This is a genomic window from Pseudomonas baetica (assembly GCF_002813455.1).
GTDB classification, from domain to species: Bacteria; Pseudomonadota; Gammaproteobacteria; order Pseudomonadales; family Pseudomonadaceae; genus Aquipseudomonas; species Aquipseudomonas baetica.
This window is the reverse complement of record NZ_PHHE01000001.1, coordinates 3,839,212-3,855,592: the sequence shown is the minus strand read 5'-3', so window position 1 is coordinate 3,855,592 and position 16,381 is coordinate 3,839,212. Positions and strand designations below refer to the sequence as shown.

The following is a 16,381-nucleotide window of genomic DNA, read 5'->3' as shown; positions in this document are numbered from 1 at the left end:
CGCTTTCGCGAGCAGGCTCGCTCCCACACTGGATCTGTGATCGAAACAAATCCCCTGTGGGAGCGAGCTTGCTCCGGGCGGCGTTCCGACGAAGAAGCTCTTAAGCTTTTTCCCAGACTTCGAAGTTGTACGCCGGCTTATCACCCTCAGCCGGATTCGGCACATTCGACACCAGCTTCCACTGGTTCAAATCAAATTCCGGAAACCACGCATCGCCCTCCGGGCTCAGCGCCACACGGGTCAGGTACAGACGATCCGCCTGCGCCAGCCCTTGCGCATACAACTGCGCGCCGCCAATCAGCATCAGCTCATCGACGCCCTGCGCTTTCGCCCACTCTTCGGCGCGAACCACTGCAGCCTCCAGCGACGGATAAACCTCCGCACCTTCGAGCACCAGATCGACCTGACGGCTGACCACGATGTTTAACCGGCCCGGCAGCGGACGACCGAGGGAATCCCAGGTCTTGCGACCCATGATGATCGGCTTGCCGAGCGTCGTGGCCTTGAAGTATTTGAAGTCCCCCGGCAGGTGCCAGGGCATGCTGTTGTCGACGCCGATCACGCGGTTTTCACCGAGGGCTGCGATCAGGCTTAAGGGGAGTGATTTAGTCATGCCGGCGAGGATACCAGAGCCTCGCTTGACCCGATAAGCGCCACAGCGGTTATGCTCACGGCTCAATTGAGCGACGGGATGCCGCGTGACACAACTGACTCCACTGCAAAACCTCTGGTTGACCGAAACCGTGCGCCTGCGCGAAGAACACGCAGGTCCTCTGGATGATCTGGAAGCCAATCGCCTGGCCCGCGCGGCTGGCGGCGATCTGCCGAGCCGGATTCAGCGCCGTGCCTTGTGGCTGGCTGAGCGTGACGGGCTGACCAGCGCACTCAAACACTGGCTGCAAGGCGCGCGTCTGGCGCTGCTGTTGATGGTGGTGCTGGCCTGTTTTGCCGGCGCAGGGATGGCGTTTTCCACGCTGGGTGACGGCACGCGACCGGTGAATATTTTCTGGGCGCTGGGTACGTTGCTCGGGGTGAATCTGATTTTGCTGTTGAGTTGGGCGCTGGGACTGTTGTTCGCCGGGGAACATGGCGCCGCACTCGGCCGGCTCTGGCTTTGGCTCAGCGAAAAATTCGCCCGTGACGCCAAAGCCGCACAGTTGCCCCCAGCGTTGCTCGTGTTGTTGCAACGGCAAAAACTCAATCGTTGGGCGATCGGCACGCTGGTCAATGGCCTGTGGCTGCTGATCATGCTCAGCGCTCTGAGCATGCTGGTGTTGATGATGGCTGCCCGGCGCTATGACTTCATTTGGGAAAGCACGCTGTTAGGCGCCGACTTCTTCGCCGCCCTGACGGATGCGTTGACGGTCATTCCGCATGCCTTGGGTTGGAGTGCGCCGCGCGTCGACATGATTCGCGTGACGCTGGACACCGACTACAACCGTGCGCTTGTTCGCCAGTGGTGGGCCATCTGGCTGGTGGGCGCGGTGCTGATCTATGGTGTCTTGCCGCGTCTGATACTGATGTTGTTCTGCCGCTGGCGCTGGAAACGGGGACGTGACCGCTTGCATCTGGACCTGAACCTGCCCGGCTACGCGCAACTGCGCGAACGCCTGATGCCGACCAGCGAACGCCTAGGCGTCACCGACGCGGCACCAGAGCATCTGCATCGGGTGGAAAGCAGCGTCAGCGAACACGCCAGCGACGGCGCATTGCTGGTGGCCATCGAACTCGACGAGCAACGCCCATGGCCGCCGGCGCTGCCGAAAAATGTCAGCAACGCCGGCATCCTCGACAGCCGCGAATCGCGCAACAAACTCCTCGAACAACTCAGTCGCTTTCCTCCGGCGCGCCTGGCGATTGCCTGTGATCCTCGGCGCTCGCCGGATCGCGGCAGCCTTGCGCTGATCGCCGAACTGGCGCGCAACGCCAGCGCCACCCGCGTCTGGCTGCTACAGGCGCCACCCGGCGAAGCGCTGGATGCTGAACGCCTCGGTGACTGGCACGTCGCGCTGCAACAGCTGGAACTGCCATTCGCCGATTGCGCGCCGTTGAACTGGCTGGAGAACGGTCATGACTGATGCCTTCAAAGCGCCGCTGAAACTCGCGGTGGTCGGCCACACCAACGTCGGCAAGACTTCGCTGCTGCGCACGCTGACTCGCGACGTTGGCTTCGGCGAAGTCTCACATCGGCCGAGTACCACCCGGCATGTCGAGGGCGCGCGGTTGTCGGTGGACGGCGAGCCATTGCTCGACCTCTACGACACGCCGGGCCTGGAAGACGCCATCGCCCTGCTGGATTTTCTCGAGCGCCTGGAGCGCCCCGGCGAACGCCTCGACGGCCCGGCACGGCTGGCGCGGTTTCTCGACGGCAGCGAGGCGCGCCAGCGTTTCGAACAGGAAGCCAAAGTGCTGCGGCAACTGCTCGCCTCCGACGCTGGTTTGTATGTGATCGACGCCCGCGAACCGGTGCTGGCCAAGTACCGCGATGAACTGGAAGTGCTGGCCAGTTGCGGCAAACCGCTGCTGCCGGTGCTGAATTTTGTCAGCAGTGCCAACCACCGTGAGCCCGACTGGCGTGAGGCGTTGGCGCGATTGGGGCTGCACGCGCTGGTGCGCTTCGACAGCGTCGCACCGCCGGAGGATGGCGAGCGGCGGCTGTACGAAAGCCTCGCACTGCTGCTGGAAAATGCCCGGCCGCAACTGGAACGCCTGATTGCTGATCAGCAGGCTCAGCGCCTCGCCCGTCAGCAAAGTGCAGCGCGGTTGATCGCCGAGTTACTGATCGATTGCGCCGCGTGCCGGCGCAGTGTGGTCAGCGAGGCCGAACAGGAACAGCAAGCCATCAGCGAATTGCGCAAGGCTGTGCGTCAGCGTGAGCAGCGTTGTGTCGAAGCGTTGCTCAAGCTCTATGCGTTTCGCCCGCAAGATGCGGCGGCCAGTGACTTGCCGCTGCTCGACGGACGTTGGGGCGATGACCTGTTTAACCCGGAAACCCTCAAGCAACTCGGCGTGCGCGTGGGTGGCGGGATCGCTGCCGGCGCGGCGGCCGGGGCTGGCGTCGATTTGCTGGTGGGCGGGATTACCCTCGGCGCCGCCGCGTTGGCCGGTGCGATTGCCGGTGGCGCGCTGCAAACCGCGCGCAGTTATGGCAGTCGCTTGCTGGGCAAGATCAAAGGACAACGGGAATTGACCGTGGATGACGGGGTGTTGCGGTTGTTGGCGTTGCGCCAACGGCAATTGCTCCAGGCCTTGAATACTCGCGGGCATGCGGCAATGGACGCGGTTCAGGTGGCGACACCGCAGGACAAAACCTGGCGCGAGGGCAAGTTGCCCGAGGCGCTGAGCAAGGCGCGGGCGCATCCGCAGTGGTCGGCGTTGAATCCGCATGCGAAGTTGAATCAGGCGGAGCGGCAGGAGCAGATTGAGTCTTTGGCTGAAGATTTGTAGCGCCTGAGCCGGCCTCTTCGCGAGCAGGCTCGCTTGTATGGTAGGACTTGAAGGGAGGAGGAGGGACAAGGCTCGATTCTGACTGTTGACGCAGCACAGACCGTGGGAGATTTCGCCCCTCCTCCTTTCACCCAAGCGCCGATAAAGAATGCATCTGGCTAGACCGACGATAGGAACAAGCCTGCGCCTCTGGGTGAACCCTTCAAGTGCTCAAACCTTATCCCGGAGGAAATCCTGTGGCAATGCCAGTCGCTCTATCAAATCCGATCGTTGGCGTGGATGTCGCCAAAAATGAACTGGTGATTTATCAGGCCGATAGCGATCTGCTTGAAGCGATTCCCAATACCAAAACATCCATCAAGCAGTGGCTGAAGGCCTTGCTCGTCCCCGTGTCTATTGCCATTGAGGCAACCAACATCTACCACCTGGAATTCGCTGATTTGGCCTATGCGGCCGGTTGCACGATTTACATGGTGGGCGGCTATGAACTCAAACACTACCGCGAAGGCGTGAAGATCCGCGCCAAAACCGACGCCTTGGACGCCAAGCTGCTGGCCCGTTACCTGAAGAACGAAGCCGAGGAGTTGCACCCCTGGACCCCGCCATCACCGCTGTACCGCCAGCTCCTGAGCCTTTTCCGCCGCCGCGCGGCTTTGGTCCAGGCAAGGGTCGGCCTGGTGCAGAGCTGGTCGAATGAGCCGCTGTTGAAGGCAGCTTTTGCTGAACAAATAAAATCCATGCAGCGGCTTGAAACGATGATCGAAAAGACGATCAACGATCAGCTCAAACAAGCCGGTTTGCTCGGCCAATTGAAGCGTTGCCTGAAAGTTGAGGGCATTGGATTTCTGACCGGAGCGCGCCTGCTCACGGCGTTTCAGCGGGGAGAATTTAGCAACGCGGATGCGTTTATCGCCTTCCTGGGCATGGATTTACGGGTATCGAAATCAGGGCAAAAGGACGGTCGCCGCAGCTTGACCAAGCGCGGAGACCCCGAGGCCCGCCGACTTTTGCACAACGCAGCGATGTCGGCTAGCCGTACGATAGCCTGGAAAGGGTTTTACGAAGCCCAGAGAGCACGGGGTTTCAGCACCACGCAGGCGTTGGTGATGCTGGCTCGCAAACTTGCTCGGGTGGTATTCGCCTTGCTGAAAGGGCAAAGCGAATATCAGACAAAAGTCAGTTGAGGGCTTCCCCTCAACCATAGAATCTCCCACACTGGATCGTGGTAACAACACCAAACCTTGTGGGAGCGAGCCTGCTCGCGAATAGCGCTACTCAGTGGCACGGATTACGCACAGCCAGCAGCCGCACCGCTTTCTCCTTCAACACCCGAAGGTCCATCACCGGCACCGCCCTCTCCTTCGCCAACTCATCCCACTGGCGCATCCGCAGACTGACGGCACACAAGGGATCACGCTCGAAAGTATCCGCCTCAGCCTCCGTCATCACTCCGCCCTGATAGTCCAGCGTCCTGCGACTCGCCTCACTCAACCGCTCGAAATACCCCGGCTCACGCAACGTCAGATAGCGCTTGGCCTCAACGTGATACTCCACCAACCGCGCCATGCGCTCGCTGAACCCGGCCTCACGCAAGTAATCCGCGCCAAGCCGTTCATGGCTGACCACGCCGTAGCCACCCATGTTCTGCGCGCCCTCGGCACACAAATGGCCGATGTCGTGGAAGAACGCGGCGAGCACCACTTCATCATCAAACCCTTCAGCCATCGCCAACTGCGCTGCCTGAGACATGTGCTCGATCTGCGAAACCGGTTCGCCGATGTAATCATTCGTACCGAATCGCTCATACAACCCGAACACCCGATCAATGACTTGCGCGTGACCCACCATCAGATTTCCTCCAGCAACTGCGCCACATTGCGCTCGGCCATGGCCGGGCCGACGCTCATGCCGACGCCGGTGTGCATCAGCGCCACACTCAGCCCCGACGCCGGCCGCAGAAACGAAAACGGCCCCGGCCCCCGGGAACCATAGACACCCTGCCAGCGCTCGACCACTTGTACCTTGCAGCCCAGCGTCTGTTCGGCCAGTTCAATCATCCAGTCGTCCACTTGCTCGGCATTGAACGGCGAAGGGTCGCTGCCGTAATGGTGCGAGTCGCCGATGATCAGCTCGCCGCAGGGCGTCGGGCTGATCAGCAAGTGAATGCCGTTTTCGTGCAGGTGCGGTTGATCACGCAGGATTTGCGCCTGCACTGCGGCTGCTTCCGGCAAGTCAGCGAAAGCACCGTAATGCACGCAGCTCAGGCCGGTGAGCAATGCGTGTTGCAGATTCAGCTCGACTTGCGGTTTGGCGCGGAGCATCTGCAAGCGGCAGATTTGCGGGTCGAGCGCGGCAATCGGCTCGGCCAGCAAGGTCTGATAATCGTGGCCGGAGCAGACGATGATTTGCCCGGCGGTGAAAGTGCCGGCCGTGCTGTGCAGACGCCCCGGTTCGACGTCGCGCACCAGGGTGGAGAAGTGAAATTCGACGCCGAGGTCGCGGCGCAGGTAATTGATCAGCGCCGGAATCGCTTCACGCGAATACAGCTGTTGGTCGTCCATGCCGTGGAGTGCGGCGCGGTGATGGCTGAACTGGCCGTGGTACAGATCGCGCAACGCGGCGCCGCGCAGCAAGTCCACGTTGTAACCGTCTTCCACGGCGCGGCCGGCGCAGAAGGCCTCAAGCAAGTGCTCTTCGGCTTCGGTTCGGGCGAACAGATACGAGCCGTTGCGCTTGATTTGCAGGCCGGCGAGTTGCGCCCAGTCACCCCAGATCTCGCGGCTGGCCTTGGCCAGTTCGAGCATCGGGCCGGGGGGCTGGCCGGTGACCAGCGCCTGACCGAAGTTGCGCACCGAAGCACCGAGGGGCGCGGCGGTGCGTTCGAAAACCGTGACTTTGAGACCGCGTTTGGCGGCGGCGTAGGCGTGGGACAGGCCGAGGATGCCGGCGCCGATGATGAGCAGGTCTTGGTGTTGTGTCATTTAGAGGTGCTCTGAATGAGAGACCGCTTTCGCGAGCAGGCTCGCTCCCACAGGGGATTTTTGGTGCCCACGGACGTTGTGTTCACTGAAGATCCAATGTGGGAGCGAGCCTGCTCGCGAAGGGGCCCTGTCAGTCGATAAAGATCTTACTTGGCCGCCACTTTCTCGGACTTGCCGTCATAACGCTTACGCCACTCGGCCAGGATCTCGTCGCGGTTCTTCGAGGCCCAGGCGAAGTCGTTCTTGATCAAACGCTGCTCGTAATCGGCCGGCAATTCGGTCTGCGGCTTGGCAATCCCCGGCTGGGCGAGGACGGCGAAGTTTTCCTTGTACAGATCCATCGCTTCGGCGCTGGCGGAGAAGTCAGCCAGTTTCTTCGCTGCCTCTTCATGCGGCGTGCCTTTGATCACGGCCGTTGCTTCGATCTCCCAGCCCAGGCCTTCCTTCGGCAAAATAATGTCCAGCGGCGCGCCCTGACGTTTGAGCTGTACCGCCGGGTATTCAAAGGAAATACCAATCGGAAACTCCCCCGCCGCCGCCAGTTTGCAAGGCTTGGAACCGGAGTGAACGTACTGGCCGATGTTCTGGTGCAGGCCGTCCATGTAAGCCCAGCCCTGTTTCTCGCCGAAGGTTTGCAGCCAGGCGCTGACGTCGAGGAAACCGGTGCCGGACGACGCCGGGTTCGGCATGACGATCTTGCCCTTGTACTCAGGCTTGGTCAGGTCCTGCCAGCTCACCGGTTTGCTCAGGCCCTGCTTCTCCGCTTCGACGGTGTTGAAGCAAATGGTCGCGGCCCACACATCCATGCCGACCCACGCTGGCGGGTTGGCGGCGTCGCGGTAGTTCGCGCCGATCTTGCCGAGATCCTTCGGCGCATAGCTTTGCAGCATGCCTTGCTGATCAAGGATCGCCAGGCTCGAAGCAGCCAGGCCCCACACCGCGTCAGCCTGTGGACGGGCCTTTTCGGCGAGCAGTTTGGCGGTGATGATCCCGGTGGAATCGCGCACCCATTTGATTTCGACGTCCGGGTTGGTCTTTTCGAAGGCTTCTTTGTAGGACTTCAGTTGCTCGGCTTCGAGGGCGGTGTACACCGTCAACTCGGTTTTTGCCGCGAAGGCATTCAGGCTGAAAGTCGCGAGCACAGCAGCGGCCAGGGCCATAGGCTTGAACATGATCGTTTTCCTGTCTTTGAGTTGAGGGTTTGGGAAAATCAGTGGCCGGGCGCGGTTTGCCGCCAGGCTTGAGAACGGCGCAGCAAGCCGCGCGAAGCCCACGCCAGCAGCAAGGACACGCCCGCCGAGGTGAACAGAATCAGGGTCGACATCGCCGCCGCGCCGCCGACGTTGCCGGCGTCATCCATGTTCAGCACCGCGACCGCCGCGAGGATGGTGTCGGGGCTGTAAAGGAAGATCGCTGCGGAAACCGTGGTCATCGCCGAGACGAACAGGTAGCGCACGATGTCCAGCAGCGCCGGCAGGCAGATCGGCACGGTCACGCGCAGGTAGTGCCGATACAGCGGCGCCTTGAGCGACAGCGCGGCGGCTTCGAACTCGGCGTCGAGTTGGCGCAGCGCAGTGGTCGCGGTCATTTGTGCGGTGGTCAAATAATGCGCAATGGTGCAGACGATCAGCAGCGTCATCGTGCCGTAGAGCACGTGCAACGGGTTGCCGGTGAGGTTGAAGAAGAAGACGTAACCCAGACCGAGCACCAGCCCCGGCACCGCCATCGGGATGAAACTGAGCATGCGCAGAGTCAGGTTGAGGCCACGTTGTGTGCGGGTCTTCTCCATCAGATACGCGCCAGTGAAGATCAGCACGCTGCCGATCAGCGCCGTGCCCAGCGCCATCTTCAAACTGTTGCTGTAGGCCAGCCAGCCACCGCCGGCGGTTTCGTTGAACTGGTAGTGGTTGAGCGACAGCGACAGGTTGTATGGCCAGAACTTCACCAGAGAGGAGAACACCGCCATGCCGAACACCAGAATCAATGCCGCACTGATCAGCAAAACAATCGCCAGATAGCAGGCATCACGCCGTTTCGACGGTGCCGGTTTGAACACCTGCGCGCGGCCACTCATCGAGTCGCCGTGACGCCGACGCAACCAGGCATCGACGCCGAAGCTGAACAGCGCCGGCAGCAACAGCACCATGCCGATCAACGCACCACGACCGAACTGCTGCTGGCCGACCACGGCTTTGTAGGCTTCCAGCGCCAGCACTTGATAATCGCCACCGACCACCACCGGCACACCAAAATCGGTAATGGTCAGGGTGAACACCAGACAGAACGCGGCGAACACGGCCTGTCGGGTCGCCGGCCAGGTGATGCTGCGAAACGCCTTGGCCGGACTGGCACCCATGCTCGACGCGGCGTCGAACAGCCGCGCATCGGCCAGCGACAGCGCCGAGAGCAGAATCATCAGCGCATGGGGAAAAGTGTAAATCACTTCACCCAGCACAATCCCCCAGAACCCGTAGATATTGTCCGAGAGCAAGCCGCGCAACATGCCCTGATTGCCGAACAGATAGACCAGTGCAATCCCCGGCAGCATCGACGGTGCCATCAGCGGCAGCAGGGAAATCCCGCGCCAGATGCCCTTGGCCGGAATCAGCGTGCGTTGCAGCGCGTAGGCAAACAGGTAGGCCAGCGGTACGACGATGGCCGCAACGCTGAGGGAAACTTTCAGGCTGTTGCCAAGCAGCCAGTGGAAATTCTCGCTGGTCACCAACTCCTTCGCCGCGACCCAGCCACCGCCCTGCCCGGCCTCATTGCTGAAGCCACGCCAGAAGATCGCCAGCAACGGCAGCAGCACCGCGACGCCAAGCAATACCAGCAGCAGGAGTTTGCCGCCGACGACGAAGATGCGGTCGCCGACTTCGGCACGGGAAGTCTGCCGCACCTGCTTGTGCGGTAGCGGCAGCGCGAGGTTGCTGTTCATCAGGCGAACACCTGCAGGCTGCGCGGCGGCAAGGCGACCATGATCTGCTGGGCGCCGAGGCGCGGCATGGCTTCCGGGGCCAGTTCAGCGAGCAGTGCATGGCCGGGCAATTGGTCGAGTTCGAAACTCATGCGGCAGCGGTTGCCGAGGAAGGTGATCTCACGGACTTTCGCCGGAAAGAGGTTTTCCTCATGCACCAGCGGATTGACGTTGATCGCTTCCGGGCGGCAGAACAGTCGGCCCGAGGCGCCGCTCACACTGCCATCCGCCAGACGCACATCCATCCCGCCAACCCGGGCGTGACTGGCGCTGCTGCGCTGGAACGGCAGCCAGTTGCCCTGACCGACAAACTCGGCCACGAACGGTGTGGCCGGGCGGTTGTAGATTTCCTGCGGGGTGGCATATTGCTCGACACGGCCGTTATTCATCACCGCGATTCGATCCGCCATCAGCATGGCTTCGTCCTGATTGTGGGTGACCATCAGGGTGGTGATGCCGAGGTTGCGTTGCAGTTGGCGCAGCTCGGTGCACAGGTGCTCGCGGACTCGGGCATCGAGGGCCGACATCGGTTCATCAAGCAACAGCAGCGACGGTGCCGGGGCCAAGGCCCGAGCGAGCGCAACGCGCTGTTGCTGACCGCCGGACAATTGGCCGGGGTACTTTTTCTCACTGCCGATGAGGCCGACCAGTTCCAGCATCTGACTGACACGACGGCGTACTTCGTCGCGACCACTGCCGGCGAGGCCGTAGGCAATGTTCGCTTCGACGCTCAGATTGGGGAACAGCGCGTAGGACTGGAACAGAATCCCGTAGTCGCGAGCTTGCGGGGCGAGGTGCGAGACGTCGCGGTCACCGAGGTACAACTCGCCGCTGTCCTGTTTTTCCAGCCCAGCGATGCAACGCAGCAGCGTGGTCTTGCCGCAGCCCGACGGGCCGAGCAGACAGACCAGTTCACCGGCGGCGACGTCGAGGGAGACGTTATCCAGGGCAGTGAACGCACCGAAGTGTTTCTGCACGCCGCGCACTTTCATCGGTGCGCCGGGGTGGGTCAGGGTGGTTGCGATGGCAGGATTCATGGGACAGACCTCATCAAGCAGATGAGGCCAATCCTAGAGTTGTAATGCGTCCGTCATGTGGCAGTGAGGCAAAAACTGGTGATAGTGGTATTCGGGGATTTTGGTTCAGATTGTGTGTTGCCTGGGCTGACGCCTTCGCGAGCAAGCCCGCTCCCACAGGGGATAGTGTTCACAACCCAAATCCAACGTGGGAGCGAGCCTGCTCGCGAAGAGGCCAGCTCGCACACTGAAGATCTCAGGCCGGGGACATTTCCTGTGCCAAGCCCAGGAACGCCGCCGGCAACCGCGCGCCCTTGCGCTCTTTCAGGCAATACAGATATTCAGGAATCTGCGGCGCATTCTCGATTGTCAGCACCCGCAGCTGCGGATCATGCGGCACTTCCTGGCGGGCAATGATACTGATGCCGATATTGCGCAGCACCGCTTCACGAATCGATTCACGGCTGCCAATCTCCAGCAACGGCCCGAAACTCACCCCGGCGCCGGCCAGCAACTCCTCGGTCAGGCGCCGCGTGGTCGAACCCGACTCACGCATCAACAACGTGTGCCCGGCCAACGCGCTCAACGCCACATGCTCATGCACCGCCAGCGGATGATTGCGATGCACCGCCAGCACCAGCGGATCCGTGCCAAGCACCCGCCGGATCAACCGCGCGTCATCGAGCAACTGCGAAGAAGCCGCGACATCCACCCGGTAATCTTCCAGCGCTTCGAGCACTTGCTGCGAGTTGCCGATTTCCACCGACACCTCCACCTGTGGCAGGCGCTCGCGAAAGGTCTTCACCAGATCAAGAATGTAATACGGCGCGGTGGCGGCGATGCGTAACGTGCCCTGCACCTGACCGCTGTTGCGCAGGAAGAACTCGATATCGGCCTCCTGCTGCAGCAGCGCCTTGACCATCGGCAGTAACCGCGCGCCTTCGTCGCTGACGCTGAGGCGGCGGCCGCCGCGGTAGAACAGCTCCACCGAATACTGGCTTTCCAGATTGCGGATCTGCGTGGTCACGGTCGGTTGACTGAGGCCGAGTTTTTTCGCCGCCAGCGTGATGCTGCCCAGACGGGCGACCATGTAAAACGCTTTCAGCTCGGCACTCAGCACAACCGTCCCTCTCTTCTATTTGCGCAGCAGGCGCAAACCGTTGAACACCACCAGCAGGCTCACGCCCATGTCGGCGAACACCGCCATCCACATGGTGGCGAGTCCGGCAAAGGTTACCCCAAGGAAGATCGCTTTGATCACCAGCGCCAACGCGATGTTTTGTTTCAGGATGCTCGCGGTGTCGCGCGACAGGCTGATGAAAGCCGGGATCTTGCGCAGATCGTCGTCCATCAGGGCGACATCGGCGGTTTCAATCGCGGTATCGGTGCCGGCGGCGGCCATGGCAAAACCGATCTCGGCGCGGGCCAGTGCCGGGGCGTCGTTGATGCCGTCGCCGACCATGCCCACGCGATGACCTTTACCGTAAAGCTCCTCGATGGCTTGCAGTTTGTCAGTTGGCAGCAAGTCGCCCTTGGCTTGATCGATGCCAACCTGCGCGGCAATCGCCTGTGCGGTGTGGACGTTGTCGCCGGTGAGCATCAGGGTTTTCACCCCGAGTTCGTGGAGCTGACGGATCGCTTCGCGACTGGTCTCCTTGACGGTGTCGGCCACGGCAAACAGCGCCAACGGGCCGGACTTGTCGAGCAGCAGCACCACGGATTTGCCCTGTTTCTCCAGCGCAAAGAGCTTTTCTTCCAGTGCCGGCGAGCACAGGCCCAGTTCTTCAACCAGACGATGGTTGCCCAAGTGATAGGTCTGGCCGTCGATTTCACCTTTGACGCCACGCCCGCCCAGCGCTTCGAAGTTATCCACACTCAGCGCAGTGAAGTTTTTATCCACAGCAGCATTGGCGATGGCCAGCGACACCGGGTGGTCGGAGCGACCGGCCAGTGCGGCAGCAATTGCCGGGGCTGTGGCGTCGGCGGTCGGGTCGAGGGACAGGTAATCGGTCTGCACCGGTTTGCCGTGGGTAATGGTCCCGGTTTTATCCAGCGCCAGATAGTCGAGCTTGAAACCGCCCTCCAGGTACACGCCGCCCTTGACCAGAATGCCCTTGCGCGCCGCTGCCGCGAGGCCGCTGACGATGGTCACCGGGGTGGAAATCACCAAGGCACATGGGCAGGCGACGACGAGCAACACCAGTGCGCGATAGATCCAGTCGAACCACACGGCGCCCATGAACAACGGCGGGATGATCGCCACAGCCAAGGCTAGAACGAACACCACCGGGGTGTAGATTTTCGAGAATTGATCGACGAAGCGCTGGGTCGGCGCCCGCGCACCCTGGGCTTGTTCGACGGCGTGGATGATGCGCGCCAGCGTCGAGTTGTTCGCCGCTGCGGTCACGGTGTATTCCAGCGAACCCGCCTGGTTGATGGTGCCGGCGAAGACTTTATCGCCCACGGTTTTCTCTATCGGCAGGCTCTCACCGGTGATCGGTGCCTGATCGATGGTCGAACTGCCGCTGACGACTTCACCGTCCAGCGCGATGCGCTCGCCGGGTTTTACCCGCACGCGGGCACCGAGTTCGACGCTTTTAACCTCCTGTTCTAGCCAAGTGCCGTCGGCCTGCTGCACGGTGGCCTGCTCGGGCGTCATCTGCATCAGGCCGCCGATGGCGTTACGCGCACGGTCCAGCGAACGCGCTTCGATCAGCTCGGCCACGGTGAACAGGAACATCACCATCGCCGCTTCCGGCCACTGGCCGATGAGGATGGCACCGGTCACGGCGATACTCATCAGCGCGTTGATGTTGAGGTTGCGGTTCTTCAGGGCGATCCAGCCCTTTTTGTAAGTGCTCAGGCCGCCGCTGAGGATCGACACCAGCGCAATGATCGCCACCACCCAGGTCGGCGCGGCGTTGGTGAAGTGGATGACTTCGGCGGCAAGCGCTCCGACACCGGACAGCGCCAACGGCCACCAGTGTTTTTTCACCGGCGCAGCAGTTGGGGTTTCGACGCCCGTCTCCAGCGGTTCGGCGTGCATGCCGAGGGATTTGATCGCCTCGGTGATGGGCTCGGTACCCGGCAGCGTGTGGGTCACGCCGAGCACGCGGTTGATCAGGTTGAATTCCAATTGCTCAACGCCGGCGAGTTTGCCGAGCTTGTTCTGGATCAGCGTCTGCTCGGTCGGGCAGTCCATCGCCTCGATGCGGAAGCTGCTCAGTCGGGCGTCGGCGCTTTTCGCCTCGCTCAGTTGCACCAGCGCAGGTGCCGCCGCTTTCGACGCGCAGCAGGAATCGCCGCCGTGGTCATGTTTATGCACAGGCTGCAATTTATGGCTGTGGCCATGATCGTGCCCGTCACCGGGCTTATGGGAGTGCTGAGAATCGCTCATCGGGTCGCGTCCATGAAGGTGCCTGTTGCCAAGTAAAGACCCTGTAGCCACTATAGGGTCAAGCACCCTTTTGGAGATTGCCGAGATGAAGATCGGAGAACTGGCCAAACTCACCGACTGCGCCGTGGAAACCATCCGCTACTACGAACGCGAAAACCTGCTGCCGGAGCCGGCCCGCAGCGACGGCAACTACCGCGTCTACACCCAGGCTCACGCCGAACGCCTGACCTTCATCCGCAACTGCCGCACCCTCGACATGACCCTCGAAGAAATCCGCAGCCTGCTGGCCATGCGTGACAGCCCGCAGGATCAGTGCGAAAGCGTTAACACCCTGATCGACGAGCACATCCAGCATGTGAAGGCGCGGATTGATGGGCTATTGGCGTTACAGACACAGTTGCTCGACCTGCGCCAACGCTGTGGCGAAGGGCCGGGGGCCGATCAGTGCGGGATTTTGCAGCGGCTGGAAGTGAGTGGCGGGGTTGTGGCGACGGAGGTTGAGCATTCCCATGTGGGCCGTAGCCACGGCCATTAAGAACACCCGATAACCAATGTGGGAGCGGGCTTGCTCGCGAAAGCGGCGTATCAGTCGACATCATCGTTAACTGATACACCGCTTTCGCGAGCAAGCCCGCTCCCACAAGGGTTACTGCGTTGTGGCTTAGACCGCCATTGGCGCAGTCATCGGCGCGTGATGCTCGTAGCCTTCCAGCGAAAAATCACTCGGCTCGACCAGTTCCAGCCACTCCGGCTGATACACGCCCGTCTTGGCAAACTCCGGCACGCGATCGGAGATTTTCAGCTTCGGCATCGCGAACGGCTCGCGCTTGAGCTGCTCGTTGAGCATGTCCAGATGGTTTTCGTAGACGTGGGCGTCACCGATGAAATAGGTGAACCAGCGCGGCGTGTAACCGGTCAGGCGACCGATCAGGCTCAGCAGCGCGGCGCCTTCGGTGAGGTTGAACGGCGTGCCCAGACCCAGGTCGTTGGAGCGGATGTAGAGGGTCAGAGAAATCTCTTTGGTCTCGACATTCGGGTGGAACTGGTACAGCAGATGGCACGGCGGCAAGGCCATTTCATCGAGCTGGGCGCAGTTCCAGCCGTGGAACAGAATGCGACGGCTGCCCGGATCCTTGATGATCGTGTCGACACACTGGCGCACCTGATCGATGGCTTTGTACAGCACCACGTAGGCCTGGCCGTCTTCCTCGCCTTGAGCGATCTGCTTGTAGCCATTGCTCAACGTTTGTTCGATGGCCGCTGTGTTGCTCAGCGGGATCTGTTTGTACGCCGGCCACTTGCGCCATTGCACGCCGTAGATTTCGCCGAGGTCGTCGTCGCCCTGACGGAACGGGTTGGCCAGCCACTGGGCGTTTTCGTTGGCGTTCTGGTCCCAGACCTTGCAGCCCAGCTCACGGAATTGCGCGGCATTGTTCACGCCACGCAGAAAGCCGCACATCTCGCCGATGGCCGATTTGAAGGCCATTTTGCGCGTGGTGATCGCCGGGAAACCTTCCTGCAGATCGAAACGCAGCATCGCCCCCGGGAAACTGATGGTGTTGATGCCGGTGCGGTTGGCCTGTTTGGTGCCGTTCTGGATAACGTGCGAGACCAGTTCGAGATATTGCTTCATGAGTTACCTGTGTCCTTAGAGCCCCGGCGTCGCGCGCCGGGGTTCGTAGTTTAAGCCGTCGGAGCGAGCGGTGCCGCCGGCGCGCGACGATAGGCCAGCCAGATCAGGAACAGCCCGCCGACAATCATCGGTACGCAGAGTACCTGGCCCATGGTCAGCCAGTTCCAGGCCAGATAGCCCAGTTGCGCATCCGGGACGCGGACGAACTCGACGATGAATCGGAAGATGCCGTAGAACAGCGCGAACATGCCGGAAACGGCCATGGTCGGGCGCGGCTTGCGCGAGAAAATCCACAGGATCAGGAACAGCGCCACGCCTTCGAGCGCGAACTGATACAGCTGCGAGGGGTGACGCGGCAGTTGCGCCGGGTCGCTGAACGGCGGGAAGACCATGGCCCACGGCACGTCGGTCGCCTTGCCCCACAGTTCGGCGTTGATGAAGTTGCCGATACGCCCGGCGCCCAGACCGATCGGCACCATCGGCGCGACGAAGTCCATCAACTGGAAGAACGACTTGCCATTGCGCTTGCCGAACCACAAGGCCGCCAGCATGACGCCGATGAAACCGCCGTGGAACGACATGCCGCCCTTCCACACTTCGAAAATCAGCGTCGGGTTGGCCAGGTAAGCGCTCAGGTCGTAGAACAGCACATAGCCCAGACGTCCGCCGACAATCACGCCCATCGACAGCCAGAAGATCAGATCGGAGAGCTTCTCCTTGGACCAGGTCGGATCGAAACGGTTGAGCCGGCGCGACGCCAGCAGCCACGCACCGCCAATGCCGACGAGGTACATCAGACCGTACCAATGGATTTTCAGCGGACCGATGGCCAGGGCCACCGGGTCGATCTGCGGGTAAGGCAGCATTGCGACTCCTCGTTAGAGTTGAAAGCAGAATTCCCGGGCGACGCTGCCACCTCAGGATTAAGCCAGG

At 61.7% G+C, this 16,381-nt stretch carries 14 protein-coding genes; 4 read left to right on the top strand and 10 right to left on the bottom strand.

Annotated elements, in window-relative coordinates; all coding sequences use genetic code 11:
* Positions 1-100 precede the first annotated feature (100 nt).
* On the bottom strand, positions 101-613 hold the full coding sequence (locus tag ATI02_RS17585; RefSeq protein WP_095186959.1) for a dihydrofolate reductase: 513 nt from the start codon (positions 611-613) through the stop codon (positions 101-103).
* A gap of 85 nt (positions 614-698) precedes the next feature.
* Between ATI02_RS17585 and ATI02_RS17580 the strand changes: the two genes are divergently transcribed.
* The 3 genes from ATI02_RS17580 (at position 699) to ATI02_RS17570 (ending at position 4,631) form a co-directional block, all read left to right on the top strand.
* A complete protein-coding gene (locus ATI02_RS17580; protein WP_100846924.1) occupies positions 699-2,078 on the top strand; it encodes a DUF2868 domain-containing protein in 1,380 nt (459 codons plus the stop codon).
* Positions 2,071-3,447, top strand: coding sequence for a GTPase/DUF3482 domain-containing protein (locus ATI02_RS17575; RefSeq protein WP_100846923.1), 1,377 nt, complete (start codon positions 2,071-2,073; stop codon positions 3,445-3,447). Before ATI02_RS17580 ends, ATI02_RS17575 begins: the two co-directional genes overlap by 8 nt.
* Positions 3,448-3,689: 242 nt before the next feature.
* Positions 3,690-4,631, top strand: a complete 942-nt coding sequence (locus ATI02_RS17570; protein WP_100846149.1) for an IS110 family transposase — start codon at positions 3,690-3,692, stop codon at positions 4,629-4,631.
* A gap of 91 nt (positions 4,632-4,722) precedes the next feature.
* Here ATI02_RS17570 and ATI02_RS17565 read toward each other — a convergent pair whose 3' ends face one another.
* The 7 genes from ATI02_RS17565 to ATI02_RS17535 all read right to left on the bottom strand — a co-directional run bounded on the left by ATI02_RS17565 (position 4,723) and on the right by ATI02_RS17535 (position 13,815).
* Entirely contained in the window at positions 4,723-5,295 is a 573-nt protein-coding gene (locus ATI02_RS17565) for a phosphonate degradation HD-domain oxygenase (protein ID WP_100846922.1), read from the bottom strand.
* A complete protein-coding gene (locus ATI02_RS17560) occupies positions 5,295-6,428 on the bottom strand; it encodes a TIGR03364 family FAD-dependent oxidoreductase (protein ID WP_100846921.1) in 1,134 nt (377 codons plus the stop codon). Before ATI02_RS17560 ends, ATI02_RS17565 begins: the two co-directional genes overlap by 1 nt.
* Positions 6,429-6,574: 146 nt before the next feature.
* Positions 6,575-7,600 (bottom strand): putative 2-aminoethylphosphonate ABC transporter substrate-binding protein, encoded by a 1,026-nt coding sequence (locus tag ATI02_RS17555; RefSeq protein ID WP_100846920.1) that lies wholly within the window; start codon positions 7,598-7,600, stop codon positions 6,575-6,577.
* Positions 7,601-7,638: 38 nt separating this feature from the next.
* Entirely contained in the window at positions 7,639-9,363 is a 1,725-nt protein-coding gene (locus tag ATI02_RS17550; protein ID WP_100846919.1) for a putative 2-aminoethylphosphonate ABC transporter permease subunit, read from the bottom strand.
* A complete protein-coding gene (locus ATI02_RS17545) occupies positions 9,363-10,439 on the bottom strand; it encodes a putative 2-aminoethylphosphonate ABC transporter ATP-binding protein (RefSeq protein WP_100846918.1) in 1,077 nt (358 codons plus the stop codon). Before ATI02_RS17545 ends, ATI02_RS17550 begins: the two co-directional genes overlap by 1 nt.
* Positions 10,440-10,674: 235 nt before the next feature.
* A complete protein-coding gene (locus ATI02_RS17540) occupies positions 10,675-11,538 on the bottom strand; it encodes a LysR family transcriptional regulator (RefSeq protein WP_095186952.1) in 864 nt (287 codons plus the stop codon).
* Positions 11,539-11,553: 15 nt separating this feature from the next.
* A complete protein-coding gene (locus ATI02_RS17535; RefSeq protein WP_100846917.1) occupies positions 11,554-13,815 on the bottom strand; it encodes a heavy metal translocating P-type ATPase in 2,262 nt (753 codons plus the stop codon).
* A gap of 85 nt (positions 13,816-13,900) precedes the next feature.
* On the opposite strand from ATI02_RS17535, the gene cadR reads away from it, so the two are divergent.
* Positions 13,901-14,350: a Cd(II)/Pb(II)-responsive transcriptional regulator gene (cadR, locus tag ATI02_RS17530; protein ID WP_008088440.1), complete on the top strand. Its 450-nt coding sequence runs from the start codon at positions 13,901-13,903 to the stop codon at positions 14,348-14,350.
* Between the two features lie 126 nt (positions 14,351-14,476).
* Here cadR and ATI02_RS17525 read toward each other — a convergent pair whose 3' ends face one another.
* A complete protein-coding gene (locus ATI02_RS17525) occupies positions 14,477-15,448 on the bottom strand; it encodes a thymidylate synthase (protein ID WP_100846916.1) in 972 nt (323 codons plus the stop codon).
* Between the two features lie 50 nt (positions 15,449-15,498).
* Positions 15,499-16,314 (bottom strand): prolipoprotein diacylglyceryl transferase, encoded by an 816-nt coding sequence (lgt, locus tag ATI02_RS17520; RefSeq protein ID WP_095186949.1) that lies wholly within the window; start codon positions 16,312-16,314, stop codon positions 15,499-15,501.
* Positions 16,315-16,381 lie beyond the last annotated feature (67 nt).

Coding starts and splice junctions, on each gene's coding strand:
- ATI02_RS17570 (WP_100846149.1), top strand. CDS start 3,690: ATGCCAGTCGCTCTATCAAATCCGATCGTTGGCGTGGATGTCGCCAAA.
- ATI02_RS17575 (WP_100846923.1), top strand. CDS start 2,071: ATGACTGATGCCTTCAAAGCGCCGCTGAAACTCGCGGTGGTCGGCCAC.
- ATI02_RS17585 (WP_095186959.1), bottom strand. CDS start 613: ATGACTAAATCACTCCCCTTAAGCCTGATCGCAGCCCTCGGTGAAAAC.
- lgt (WP_095186949.1), bottom strand. CDS start 16,314: ATGCTGCCTTACCCGCAGATCGACCCGGTGGCCCTGGCCATCGGTCCG.
- ATI02_RS17545 (WP_100846918.1), bottom strand. CDS start 10,439: ATGAATCCTGCCATCGCAACCACCCTGACCCACCCCGGCGCACCGATG.
- ATI02_RS17560 (WP_100846921.1), bottom strand. CDS start 6,428: ATGACACAACACCAAGACCTGCTCATCATCGGCGCCGGCATCCTCGGC.
- ATI02_RS17555 (WP_100846920.1), bottom strand. CDS start 7,600: ATGTTCAAGCCTATGGCCCTGGCCGCTGCTGTGCTCGCGACTTTCAGC.
- ATI02_RS17525 (WP_100846916.1), bottom strand. CDS start 15,448: ATGAAGCAATATCTCGAACTGGTCTCGCACGTTATCCAGAACGGCACC.
- cadR (WP_008088440.1), top strand. CDS start 13,901: ATGAAGATCGGAGAACTGGCCAAACTCACCGACTGCGCCGTGGAAACC.
- ATI02_RS17550 (WP_100846919.1), bottom strand. CDS start 9,363: ATGAACAGCAACCTCGCGCTGCCGCTACCGCACAAGCAGGTGCGGCAG.
- ATI02_RS17535 (WP_100846917.1), bottom strand. CDS start 13,815: ATGAGCGATTCTCAGCACTCCCATAAGCCCGGTGACGGGCACGATCAT.
- ATI02_RS17565 (WP_100846922.1), bottom strand. CDS start 5,295: ATGGTGGGTCACGCGCAAGTCATTGATCGGGTGTTCGGGTTGTATGAG.